This window comes from Paenibacillus sp. FSL R5-0701 (genome assembly GCF_037973995.1).
Classification (GTDB): Bacteria; Bacillota; Bacilli; order Paenibacillales; family Paenibacillaceae; genus Paenibacillus.
This window is the reverse complement of sequence record NZ_CP150230.1, coordinates 6,126,939-6,139,014: the sequence shown is the minus strand read 5'-3', so window position 1 is coordinate 6,139,014 and position 12,076 is coordinate 6,126,939. Positions and strand designations below refer to the sequence as shown.

General features: G+C 44.2%; 13 protein-coding genes and 1 riboswitch. Of the genes, 8 read left to right on the top strand and 5 right to left on the bottom strand.

Annotated elements, in window-relative coordinates:
- Window positions 1–341: 341 nt before the first annotated feature.
- Window positions 342–992, bottom strand: coding sequence for a nitroreductase family protein (locus tag MKZ13_RS27140; protein ID WP_221820590.1), 651 nt, complete (start codon window positions 990–992; stop codon window positions 342–344).
- A gap of 129 nt (window positions 993–1,121) precedes the next feature.
- On the opposite strand from MKZ13_RS27140, the gene MKZ13_RS27135 reads away from it, so the two are divergent.
- The gene (locus MKZ13_RS27135; protein ID WP_221820591.1) at window positions 1,122–1,487 is read left to right on the top strand and encodes a MerR family transcriptional regulator; all 366 of its coding nucleotides are present in this window, start codon (window positions 1,122–1,124) and stop codon (window positions 1,485–1,487) included.
- Between the two features lie 43 nt (window positions 1,488–1,530).
- Here MKZ13_RS27135 and MKZ13_RS27130 read toward each other — a convergent pair whose 3' ends face one another.
- From MKZ13_RS27130 to MKZ13_RS27120, 3 genes are all read right to left on the bottom strand, one after another.
- Window positions 1,531–1,959 carry a hypothetical protein gene (locus tag MKZ13_RS27130; RefSeq protein ID WP_339179651.1) on the bottom strand — a complete coding sequence of 143 codons (429 nt, stop codon included), beginning with the start codon at window positions 1,957–1,959 and terminating at the stop codon, window positions 1,531–1,533.
- 65 nt (window positions 1,960–2,024) lie between these two features.
- A complete protein-coding gene (locus tag MKZ13_RS27125) occupies window positions 2,025–2,204 on the bottom strand; it encodes a hypothetical protein (protein WP_339179648.1) in 180 nt (59 codons plus the stop codon).
- A gap of 21 nt (window positions 2,205–2,225) precedes the next feature.
- Window positions 2,226–3,107, bottom strand: a complete 882-nt coding sequence (locus MKZ13_RS27120) for a LysR family transcriptional regulator (RefSeq protein WP_083684888.1) — start codon at window positions 3,105–3,107, stop codon at window positions 2,226–2,228.
- A gap of 169 nt (window positions 3,108–3,276) precedes the next feature.
- Here MKZ13_RS27120 and MKZ13_RS27115 point away from each other — a divergent pair, with 169 nt between their 5' ends.
- Window positions 3,277–4,458, top strand: a complete 1,182-nt coding sequence (locus MKZ13_RS27115) for an MFS transporter (protein ID WP_339179644.1) — start codon at window positions 3,277–3,279, stop codon at window positions 4,456–4,458.
- A 37-nt stretch (window positions 4,459–4,495) separates the two neighbouring features.
- On the opposite strand, the gene MKZ13_RS27110 is transcribed toward MKZ13_RS27115, so the two are convergent.
- Window positions 4,496–5,464, bottom strand: a complete 969-nt coding sequence (locus MKZ13_RS27110; protein WP_339179642.1) for a YafY family protein — start codon at window positions 5,462–5,464, stop codon at window positions 4,496–4,498.
- Between the two features lie 86 nt (window positions 5,465–5,550).
- Between MKZ13_RS27110 and MKZ13_RS27105 the strand changes: the two genes are divergently transcribed.
- The 6 genes from MKZ13_RS27105 (at window position 5,551) to MKZ13_RS27080 (ending at window position 11,822) form a co-directional block, all read left to right on the top strand.
- On the top strand, window positions 5,551–5,994 hold the full coding sequence (locus tag MKZ13_RS27105) for a VOC family protein (RefSeq protein ID WP_339179641.1): 444 nt from the start codon (window positions 5,551–5,553) through the stop codon (window positions 5,992–5,994).
- A 403-nt stretch (window positions 5,995–6,397) separates the two neighbouring features.
- The gene (locus MKZ13_RS27100) at window positions 6,398–6,622 is read left to right on the top strand and encodes a hypothetical protein (protein ID WP_221820602.1); all 225 of its coding nucleotides are present in this window, start codon (window positions 6,398–6,400) and stop codon (window positions 6,620–6,622) included.
- Between the two features lie 92 nt (window positions 6,623–6,714).
- The gene (locus MKZ13_RS27095; RefSeq protein ID WP_339179638.1) at window positions 6,715–7,620 is read left to right on the top strand and encodes a PAS domain-containing methyl-accepting chemotaxis protein; all 906 of its coding nucleotides are present in this window, start codon (window positions 6,715–6,717) and stop codon (window positions 7,618–7,620) included.
- A 149-nt stretch (window positions 7,621–7,769) separates the two neighbouring features.
- Window positions 7,770–9,482, top strand: coding sequence for a spore germination protein (locus MKZ13_RS27090; RefSeq protein ID WP_221820608.1), 1,713 nt, complete (start codon window positions 7,770–7,772; stop codon window positions 9,480–9,482).
- A gap of 34 nt (window positions 9,483–9,516) precedes the next feature.
- Window positions 9,517–10,617: a GerAB/ArcD/ProY family transporter gene (locus tag MKZ13_RS27085; RefSeq protein ID WP_339179636.1), complete on the top strand. Its 1,101-nt coding sequence runs from the start codon at window positions 9,517–9,519 to the stop codon at window positions 10,615–10,617.
- A complete protein-coding gene (locus MKZ13_RS27080) occupies window positions 10,614–11,822 on the top strand; it encodes a Ger(x)C family spore germination protein (RefSeq protein ID WP_221820611.1) in 1,209 nt (402 codons plus the stop codon). The genes MKZ13_RS27085 and MKZ13_RS27080 overlap by 4 nt, the downstream gene beginning before the upstream one ends.
- A 70-nt stretch (window positions 11,823–11,892) precedes the next feature.
- A riboswitch (SAM riboswitch) is annotated at window positions 11,893–11,994 on the top strand.
- Window positions 11,995–12,076 lie beyond the last annotated feature (82 nt).

The following is a 12,076-nucleotide window of genomic DNA, read 5'->3' as shown; positions in this document are numbered from 1 at the left end:
GGTATATTGAGGAAGTGGTAGTTTTCTTTTTGTGGTAATCTGTGGTGGTTTCACGACTTTTTTATCACCTGACAAAAGTATTTAAGTTATGTAACAAAGGGTCCTGATGACAGTTGTCATCAGGACCCTTTGTTTATGAACGTATAATTAATGTTCCTATGTCCAAATCAGTATGAGGCTATTATAATGAAAGCCTTTAACTGATATAGGATGAGTACTCTGGTATTATGGAATGCACAGTAATTTTTATCTATTTTTCAGACTTAGTATTTACTTATAGTTGTTATATTCACTTAACTATTTAATACAAGAGATATTACTTCATTGAGAGTAGCTGTTGATTATGCCCAAGTTGTAATCGTTTCAACCGGGAGACGATAGGAAGGATAGCCTTCTTTGGCTGCTTTCCCTATGGAGATCAACATGACGGGCTGGAACCGTTCTTTATCCAGGCCGAACGCTTCGGCGATCTGACCTTTGTCATAACCGGCCATAGGGTTGGTATCATAACCATGAGCACGGGCAACGAGCATGAGTTGCATGGATATGAGGCCTGAGTCAATGAGGTTCATATCACGCAATTCGGATGCGTTTATGTTCGCATAATAAGGTTTCACCTGCTGCATCTGCATATCCATGATGTCTTGGGGCATGTACCCAAGTTCCACTGATTTGCTGAAAATCTCTTCCATGTATTCAACGTTGTTGGCATCGTAAAACACGGCAATGACAGCGGAAGACGTTAGTGCCTGTGTCTGGTTAAAAGAGGCCAGTGGTGCAAGCTTCTCTTTGCCTTCAGCACTGTCGATAACAAGAAAACGCCAAGGTTGCATGTTAATGGCCGAAGGGGCACGTGAAGCTTTCGCCAGTATTTCGGTCATCTCCTCGCGGCTGATCTTCACTTCAGGGTCGTAGGCTTTAACGGAATGGCGCTCCAAGACGATGGTATCAAAATCATTTGTTTTGTTGAATTGACCGGTAATTGTGTTCATATTGAAATCTCTCCTCATATCTATATTGGTGAGAGTAGGGTATAAATTATATCTCCATCTGTCTCACTATGAGGATTGTAAACTATGAAGTATACTTTATAGCAAGAAGAAGAAACGGGGGAAATCCATATGAAGATTAGTGAAGTAGCGAACCATGTAAACCTTCCGATATCCACGATTCGTTACTACGAGAAAATAGGTATTATCCCGGATGAACATATGCTGAGAGATCATAATAACTATCGAATATATGCGCAGAGCATTATTCAGCATCTGGAAGTGGTCAAACAATGTTTAGCTGTTGGTTTTACGATCCATGAGATCCAATCTATGATCTCTAAACATGGGTTTTCAAGTAATGATCAAGCAATCATTATCCAAGCGAAAATATCAGAAATTGAAGAAACACAAAATAAATTAGAGAATTCCAAACAAAATCTGTACGAAATTCTTAAATCGGATATCACGTGTGAGGATGGTTTTGGTAAGTATTAAGCCGGAAGTCCCTCTATAGGTTTTCATTCAGTACGTTCTTACATCATATCGATTCAATCGAGTACATATCGTCCTGTATACGCAGACTACCTGGCTGCCCAGTTTCAACTTTTACCTCCGTGGCAAATACACCAGGCATACGCCCGTCTGGGAACCAGGGCATTTGTTTATCAAAGACAATAAACAAGCCTTCTGCATCACCCGTGGGGGAGAATTGTTTTCCGTCTCCGGCAAATGGTTCAAGTTGATAATGCCTATTCAATGTGCTCATCGTCTCAGGAACGTCATCGACAGGCAGACCGATTTCACTAATACATAACAGATGCTTCGCTTCGAAAGCTTCATCAACTGCGTTATCGAGTGAATGGTGAGCGATAAATTCCATCAAGTTGCCGCTTGGATCATAGAAATAGAAGGCTGTTGCATCCCAGTAAGGGAAATAAAATTCATCCTGTCCATCTTTCGAGAGCAATGGAATGTTACGGTCTTGAGCCCACCTTTTTGCATCAGCAAGTTTATTTGTTGGAATCGTAAATGCTACATGATAGTAGGGCTTCTCTTGTTCCGGCGCTTCTTGAAAGATAGGACCGAGTTCCCCGCACGGAATGAAACGCGTGTTGCATTATCCTCCACAAGATCCAGTTCCAGTAGTGTGCCGTAAAACTCTTTTATGGCCTCGACCTGATGTGTCAACAAACCAACTTCTCTTATTATCATTTCATTATCCTCCTTTTAATCTCACCTTTGATTGAAATACTCGATTGTTTTCTCAATAAATGCCTTGGCCGATTGCGTCAGGTAACGGTCGGACCGATGGATGATCTCAAAGTGCCGGTAGGGGGGATCGTCTGTAATTCGGATGCAACGTAGCGTGGGCTCATTCATGGCTTTGATCAGAGGATAAGGCAGCAGTGTTCCTCCGACGTTGGCTTTGACCAAGCTAATGATGGAGGTTGCAGAACTGGTCTCCATGATGGTATTTAGGGTGAATCCATATTTACGGCAATAGCCATCGACCAATTCTCTGCCCGTAAATCCTTCGGGAAACATCACCGTTTGGATATCACGCAGCTCCTGAATTTCAATTGTGCTTCGTTCAGCCCAATCATGATTCTCGGAAACGACGAGTACATATTCTTCACTGCACAAAGGAATGCGTACAAGCCGTCTATCAGGGGCAGACGTGATCTCGATGCCGATGTCGACTTCATTTTCCAACACTTGATTTACGACATAGATCGAAGAGATAACTTTCAATTGCACTTTGGGGAATCGGGCATGAAAATCTACGAGCAGCGGAGTGATGCGGTAATCCAAATCGGATGGAAGAACACCAATCACCAATCGTCCCCGCTGATCATTCCGAAATTCAGCCAACGCATCTTGGGTATTCTGTAAATGCCGGATCATCTGTACACAGTGCTCCAGAAACAGAGTGCCTGCCTGGGTCATCACAATCTTTTTGCCGACACGGTCAAACAAAGGAACACCAAGTTCATCCTCCAATCCACGTATCTGTTGACTCAACGTAGGTTGAGATATGCCAAGTTTCTCCGCTGCCCGTGTAAAATGAAGCTCCTCACACACTGTAATAAAGTTTTCCATCTGACGAATCTCCATGAATTCTCCTCTAATCATTGGTTTTAGTAATCATTTTAATAGAAACAATAGTATTGTTCAATCATTATAATGATCCTATACTTAATTCGTGCACCACCCGAAGATCTTGTCATTAACAAATGGGATCTTTGGTGAAGGCAACGATACTACTACCATGAGGTGATCCATAATGAAACTTTTTTATATTGTATTGGCGCTTATTCTGGCTTCACTGAACTTAAGACCACCGATTACTTCCATTTCTCCTCTGATGAGTACCATACAGAATGATCTGGGTTTGAGCGGCATGACCGCCAGTCTGTTAACTACACTACCGGTATTATGTATGGGCATATTCGCTCCATTCTCTGTAAGACTAAGTAGAAGGTGGGGGAACGAAGGTGCCATTGTGCTGGCTTTAATCCTTATTGGGATAGGTACGGGATTACGATTGTTCGTAGGCGCAACTCCGTTGATGATGTTCACTTCTTTTCTGTCAGGTGTAGGGATTGCATTGGCAGGGCCACTGTTGTCAAGCTTCATTAAGCAGTATTTCCCTAACCGAGTGGCAGCCATGGTCGGCATCTACTCTACAGCAATGGTGATGGGGGCCAGCATTAGTGTGGGATTATCGGTTCCGCTTCAGCAGACGTTGGGTGGATCTTGGAGAGGTTCTTTGGCTACATGGGCATTACTCGCAGCCATTGCATTGCCGATCTGGTTAAAATTAGCTTGGTCTGCGCGTACAGAGAGACAATCCGGACAAACTTCGGCTGTCATTCATGCCCCACTTCCGGTGAAGAACAGGCGTGCATGGGTGCTGACACTGTTCTTCGGACTGATGGCCGCGATCTTCTATTCATTAACCGCGTGGCTTGCGCCAGCCATTCAAAGCCATGGATATAGCCAAGAGACTGCTGGCAACATCCAAACGTTATTTACATTGATATCACTGCCCTCAACGTTATTCATTCCCATGCTTGTACACCGATACCAAAGGCGTGTCTTCTGGCTTGTTGGATGTGCGATGTTGGAGTTAATAGGTGTCCTGATGCTGAATCTCTCTGTCAGTCCGTGGCTCGCGGCGATCCCGCTCGGTATTGGTGCAGGTGGACTGTTCCCGATTGCACTCATGTTGCCGATTGATGAGACAAACAATGCTCAGGAAGCTAGTAGCTGGTCCGCTATGACTCAATCTGGTGGTTACATTCTTGGAGCACTTGGGCCGCTGGCGATTGGTTGGCTCCGTGATCTAACAGGCAGCTTTGTGCAAGCATTTTATGGCTTGGCTATCATCATTGTGTTGCAGATTATCGTTCAATTGGCTATTGGCAATAAAAAAAGTTTAAAAGTTATCCAGGAGCAGAGCTAAAGGCACGTGAAGTAAACTGGAAATAGAAATATGATCTTTATACATGATCCAACAAGTCCAGGTAGTACTGCCTTAATGCTTTCTGTAAGGTGATGGGCTCCATAATCTTAATCGATTTACCATAGCCTGCAAGATATCTCACTATGAAATCAAGCTCGTGAGGTTCATACGAACCGACAAGATACATGTGTCCCCTCTTCTCGATGATCTGCATAGATGGGAAATGTTCTTGCTGGAATAGCTCAACCCCGGCTTCGTCAATCAGGCACTTGAACGGAGTTGCTTGTTCCGATGGTTTCCATAGAGACTGGGCATCCTGTGAATAGCGTTCATTTACATGAGTTAGAGGTTCAATCTCCGTTGTTTCGGTTGAAGTGATGCGGTCGCAGCGGAATACACGGTAGGCCTGTTTATGCAGATCATACGCCTGGCAATACCAATAGCCTTTCTTGGCATAAAGCGCGATGGGTTGAATGGTGCGGATATTGGTGTTTGCAGAAGATAACCTTTGATCAGAGGATCTACGCTGACTAACGTACGTAATCTGAATCACTATATTCTGCACAGCAGCCATCAACAGAAACTCCAAATGTGCACTATCGCGGATCTGCTCGGTATGTTGGAAGTAAACCCGGTGTTGGATATTCTCAATATCCTGTCGTTGCTTGTCGGATAACGCGCTCATAAATTTCTCATGAATGGTCCGGAAAGAGACTTGAAAGGGTAAGCTGGAGAAGCTGCGGAGAGCCTGCATTGCAAAATAAAGGGCATGAAGCTCACCCGTATTAAACGAAATGGGAGGCAGCTGCATCTGTTGCAGCAGTCGATATCCGCCGTAGCGTCCATATTCGACATAGATGGGCGCACCTAACTCTTCCAATGAAGTGATATCTCTTAACACGGTTCGTTTGGAGATCTGGAACTCCTGCATGAGATCTTGCAGGGTGAACTGTTGTTTTTGATTAATGAAGCGCAGCATCTGGTTCATACGTTCTGATTTTTTCATATCAAACCTCTTAATGGTGCCATGGATTGGCACCTTTCGTTGTTATAGTGATAAGTGTAATCCAATAGGAACAAGGAGGCAATATAATGAATTTTGAAGTGATACCATTTTTGTCGATGAACGGGGATGCGGCGGCAGCCATTGCCTTTTATGAGGAGTTTCTGGGCGCCAAGGTGATATTCAAGAAAAGTTATAAAGAGATGAAGGAGATGAACCCGGGCTTCGAGTACCCTGCCGGTCAGGATGAGTATATTACACATTCGGTGCTGGAGATTGGGGTTAACAAAGTCATGATTGCAGAAGAAGCAATGGACACGGAGAGAGCTTGGCAGCTGGGGAACAGCACGTCACTATGTATTCAATCCAAGGACAAAGATACAATCGATCAACTGTATCATTCTCTGATGCAACATGAGGGTGTGAAGGAACTGGTGCCGTACGAACAAAATGAATTCAGCCCAGGTTATGGCATTGTACGGGACCCATTTGGCATTGCGATTCAGCTGTGTGTCACTGTGCACAATTTTTAAAATGAGTTCATGCCCCCGGTTAAGCACTCGGTATGTAAAACCTGTAACTAACTTAAAAACATCAAAAAAAGAAGAGCCATGGATATCATGCGCTCTTCTTTTTTCGGTTTCTATGCAAGGTCGTTCAGTTTGTGCAGTGAAACGAAGCGCTGGACACCACGAAAAAATAAAGATGAGACTGGATAAGAAACAGAATGATGTACGACAAATCGTCCTGTTTTTCTTGTATAAAGGCGCTAAACAGTTACTACAAAACAGAAATTATGTTACAAATACGTTACAAGTGCAGAAGTGTATCCTTTTTTGCCTTATGTTACGATACGTACAAGTAGATACCGAGATATTTTACGGATAATATAAGTTATAACATCTCTTTTCTGGACGATGAATATGCTCCAAAAATATGATGATGGAAGCCTTTTATCCAGGATATTGCAGAAGCATTGAAACGCAGAAACAACTATATATTTTGACTGAACAAGGTTGCAATAAAGTGCAGGGATACTACTACAGCAAGCCATTGCCAGCGGATGAGGTGGAGCAGATTTTCTTTAGAAAAAATAAACGACAACAGGTGATCCAAAATGCTGCAAATCGGGTATCAATAGTAGAGTCATCTAGAACCTGATGGATACATATGTTGTTATGATCGTTTTTTGCTAGTTAAAGGCTGTCTATTATGGAATGAACTGTGGGGGTTATCAAGTGTCTGTATTAGATATGGAAAAGAAAGATGTTGTCACCGATGCAATGGTCATCAAGGCGATGGAGAAAAGTCTTGCTATCATTCGATTCGATCTGGATCGCCGGGTAACCTACGTGAATGAAGTCTTTGCCCAGACGATGGGATATACGGTAGATGAGATGTACGGCATGAAGCATCAGCAACTATGCTTCGGTCAATTTGCAAATACCCCGGACTATGATGCTTTTTGGAATAGCATATTTAATGGTGTCAGCTTCCAGGACAAGGTTGAACGCAAGGATGCAGAGGGAAATTCCGTATGGCTTGAGGCGACATATATGCCGGTGTACGATGAGACAAATCAGAAGATATTGGGTGTCTCCAAAATCGCCACCAACATTACCAACCGTCAGAACAACATTTCGGTCGTAGTGAATGAGCTAAAAGCGATGTCTCATGAACTAAATGGGCAGGCAGATGTAGGCATTGAACGGAGCCAGGAATTAATGTCCAGTATCTCCTATATCTCAGAGGTGTCCGCTACTAACCGTGCAACGCTGACTCATTTGCAGGAACAGGCCGGATCGATTCAGGGCGTGGTACGAACGATACGCGAGATTTCGTCTCAGACGCAATTGCTCGCGTTGAATGCTGCCATTGAGGCTGCACATGCAGGAGAATTTGGACGAGGATTCGATATCGTGGCTAAAGAAGTTAAGAAACTATCCGCAATGGTGGAGAGTTCGATTAACGAGATTCGTGATAGCGTTACCGGAATAACAAAGGAGATAGGTAATATCACAGGCGGTACCAAAAAAGTAGAAGAATATGTCGAGCAGAGCCAGAAGCAGATTGAGATCGCTCTGAATGATTTTACAGCAATTGCTGCATCGGCTCACTTGTTGGATGCCAAAGCGGAGCATGTGACCAGAATCGTATAAGAATATATAGTAATAGCGGTTCCTTACACAGGAACCGTTTTTTTTGTCGTTCAGTACACAAAAAAACGGGAATTATTGTGATCAAACGGGGACACAATACTTGGGAATACCTGCAGCTTCATCATGCAGAGAAATGTTGGGGTGGGAACATGTGGTCAACAATTGTATCCTACGTGCCGGATTGGACCATATGGATTCAGGCATTCTTGGTCCTTATCATACCGATCGGCATTACAGTAACCATGCGGTGGATCAATGCCGCCATTAAGCGTGGAACCTTCTCTCGTTCCGAGAAACCCTCCATATCCTCGAAAGATATTTCTCCTGCTACCGCGGGTCAGGGTCAGGGAACCGAAACAGGCCAATATGCCAATATTAAATTAACCGGCAAGTACAATACGGATCTGACCAGTGTAAGAGAAAGCTTTGGTCAAAATGCTGATGTTCACATTCGGGAATTTACCATTAGAGGTACCAATACAAGGGCAGCTGTCATATATACCGAAGGCCTGGTAGATCAAGACTTAATCGATGATCACCTGATTACACCGTTAATGTTGGAAGGCGTTCCAGAGCTTAAGCGGGAGGGGTTCCTGCATCCGGATAATGCGCATTTACTGTCGGCCTACCTGCAAGAGCAATTACTACCTGTCAGTCTGGTTGAGGAGACCAAGTCCCTCCAAGAGGTCGCAGTTGGCGTGCTTTTTGGCAAAAATGCACTGTTGGTCGATGGATTGCCGGGGGCTCTGTTAATTGGAGCTCATAAGATCAAAACACGTGGTGTGAATGAACCGGTGTCAGAGGGGTTGCTCCGTGGCCCCCGAATTGGTTTTACTGAACAATTAAGTGATAACACAGGTATTTTACGTCGGTATGGTAGTGATCAGAGCCTCTTTATTCAGAAGTATGAAGTAGGTTCACGGATCAAGAAAGATTTGGCTGTTGCCTATATTCAGGATATTGCTGATCCTAATCTCGTGGCGGAAGTCCAAAAGCGAATTGAAGAGATGGATATGGATTCCATGTTGGAATCTGGGTATGTTGAACAGCTCATCGAAGACAATACGCTCAGTCCGTTTCAACAAGTGTTGAATACAGAAAGACCAGACCGGGTGATGGGTGCTTTACTGGAAGGGCGAGTGGCTATTTTATTGGATGGGACGCCATTTGTCTTAATTGTGCCAGTGTCGTTTAGCATGTTGCTCCAATCTCCCGAGGATTATTATGAACGATGGATTCCTGGAACATTCCTGCGAATGCTGCGCTTTATGTCCGCCATGCTGGCCTTGCTCGCTCCTGCGCTCTATATCTCTTTTATCTCGTTCCATCCGGGACTTATCCCAACCAAGCTGGTATTGACGATCATTGAAACGCGGACGGGAGTGCCGTTTCCTTCAATCATCGAAGTACTGATCATGGAACTTTCGATCGAGATATTGAGGGAGGCTGGCATTCGTTTACCTAAGCCGATTGCACCCTCGCTAGGTATCGTTGGAGGTCTGATTATCGGCCAGGCAGCCGTACAGGCAGGAATTATAAGCCAATTCCTGGTCATCGTTGTTGCGGTTACCGCCATATCCTCCTTTACGATCCCTGTCTATAGTGCCGGCATCACACTGCGAATTCTGCGATTTGCTGCCATGTTTAGCGCAGCTGTACTCGGATTGTTTGGCGTGGTTATGTTCTTTCTCCTTATATGTACCCATCTTGCGAGACTCTCGAGCTTTGGCCTACCTTATGTTGCACCGGCCGTTCCTTATCACTTTGGGGAATGGAAGGATTTCTTTATCCGTGCTCCGCTAAATATGATGAGGAAGCGTCCCGAGATGTCTAATCCAATAGATAAAGACCGCAAAAAATAAATCAAGCAAATCACGAGGTATGAGGTGGGATGAAGTGAACGGTTCTGAAGGAAATATTAGCACAAGGCAGGCCGTCGTAGTTATTGTTAATTACATGCTTGGCGCTGGGATCCTGACCCTCCCCCGAACGACGAGTAAAGCTGTCGGAACACCGGATGTCTGGATCTCCATCATTCTGTCGGGACTGATTATCACGGGTGTCGGAATTATTCTGGTTACCCTGTGTCGCAGATTTCCGGAGAAAACAGTGTTCCAGTTCACCCGTGAGATTACGGGGAGCTGGATTGCTTACATATTGGGATTCGCCATGATTATGTACTTTATGGTGATTGCCGCATTCGAAATCAGGGTCATGGCTGAAGTGACAGGCATGTATTTGCTAGAGCGTACTCCGACATGGGCCATTGTGATGGTGTTTATGTGGATTGGCATATATTTGATCTCCGGCGGACTTGCTGTTATTGTGCGTGTATTTGAGATTATTTTGCCGATTACACTGATTATATTTGTGATTGAAATTTTGCTTAGTAATCAGTTATTTGAGATCGGCAATCTGAGACCCGTACTCGGAGAGGGTATCATGCCAGTCCTCAAAGGTTTGAAACCTTCGTTGCTGGCTTACACGGGGTACGAAGTCATGTTTGTCATGACTGCTTATATGAAAAATCCCAAAAAGAGCAATGTAGCCATGAGCTGGGGCATCATCATATCGACTATGATTTATCTGATTACTGTTGTGATGGTTGTAGGCAGTCTGTCACTCGACGGCATCAAAACACGTACTTGGCCCACGCTCGATCTGGTTAGAAGCTTCGAGATTCAAGGTTTGATCTTTGAACGGTTCGAATCCCTGCTACTGGTCATCTGGATTATGCAGATCTTCTCGAGTTTCACGATCACACACTATTGCGCTTCGGTGGGCATTCGGGATTTATTTCGTACGAAGAAGATCAAGGTCATTATGTACGCCTTTCTGCCAGTAATATATCTAACAGCATTAATGCCGAAAACCGTGGATGAAACTTTTGCACTGGGTGATATGTTGGGCAATCTATCCGTGCTTCTTTTTGCCATTTTACCTCTGTTGCTGCTGTTAATAAGTCTGATTCGCAAAAAGGGAGGCAAGCAAGCATGATTCGTATTTTTATGCTTTTACGTGTAGCCTTTGCTTTGTCCGTTCTTCTGGTAATATCCGGATGCTGGAGCAGTAGGGAGATCGAGGAACTAAGTGTCTATGTTGGTCTCGGGATCGATATCGCGAAAGAAACAGAATTTGAGAAGGACATCGCTGCCCAGGGAGGAAAGTATCCAAAGAATAATTATATAACGGCTACCGTGCAGATTGCTCCCGGGACGGGCGGTTCGAACAGTAAACAGGGCGGACAATCCGGTTCACCTGCTTCGGGAAAGACTTCCTATTCCAATGAACAGCTTACTGGAGATTCGTTGCTGCAAATCTTTCGTCAGTTTGCACTAAGGCGAGACCGTCCACTTATCGGACATCATCTAAAGGTCATCGTTGTCTCCAAGGATATTGCCAAAAAGTATGGTCTGGACCAGCTGCTGGATTTTGTACTTCGGGATAACGATATTCGTCCAAATTGTCTGGTGCTGATAAGTCATCATCGCGCCGTGGATGTCCTGACTTCGGATGATCCCTCTCGGATTCCAGCATTTTATCTAACAGGAATTACCGGTAATTCATACTTGTCCAACAAAATCCTTGACCCTGTTTTGCTCTCCAAATTAGATGCCCAAATGCAATCTGGTTCCAGTTTCTTGCTCCAGAATGTACTGTACTCCAATGGAGAGGGCAAGTTCTCAGGTGGCAGCATATTCGATGGGAAAACAACCAAGTTTATTGGAGAACTAAGTCAAACGGATCTGGAAGGTTTATCGTGGCTCAGGCCTAAGGAAAGAGGAGGCGTCTTGAAGACTTACAACAAAGAGGGATTCACTGTTGTATATGAAATGAAAAAGAAGAAAACAAAAGTAATTCCCAAGGTTGTTGGCAATGATATTTCATTCCATGTAAAGACCGAATCCGAAGGCTGGTTAATGGAGGATTGGCGTGCTCCCGAAAGAGAGGAAAAAGGGGCTTATCGCGGGGAACTGGAAAAAGAATTTGCTGAACTGGCGGAACAACAGATTCGTCAGGTGTTATACAAGCTGCAGCATACCTACAAAGTGGATGTTGCGGATTTTCGGGATAGCTTACGTATTAAAGAGCCCAAAACATGGAAGAAAGTCAAAGATGATTGGGATAACATTTTTAGTACCGTGCCAATTACGTACGATGTGAAGATTAGCATTACCAATCCGGGATCATCCACCGAATAGCGATGTGTTTCATTTATGATTTAAATGTTGACACATTCATGATAGATCGCTATATTTATAAAAAATCATTTTCTTATCCAGAGAGGTGGAGGGACTGGCCCTTAGAAACCTCAGCAACAGATCTGAAGGATACTGTGCTAATTCCAGCGGGTGAAAGCCTGATAGATAGGAGCGTTTGTTTTTATTTGTCAGTAACGGCGCACTCTTTAGGCAGAGTGGGTCTTTTTTGTTTTTTCTGGATGAAGAAGTAGGGG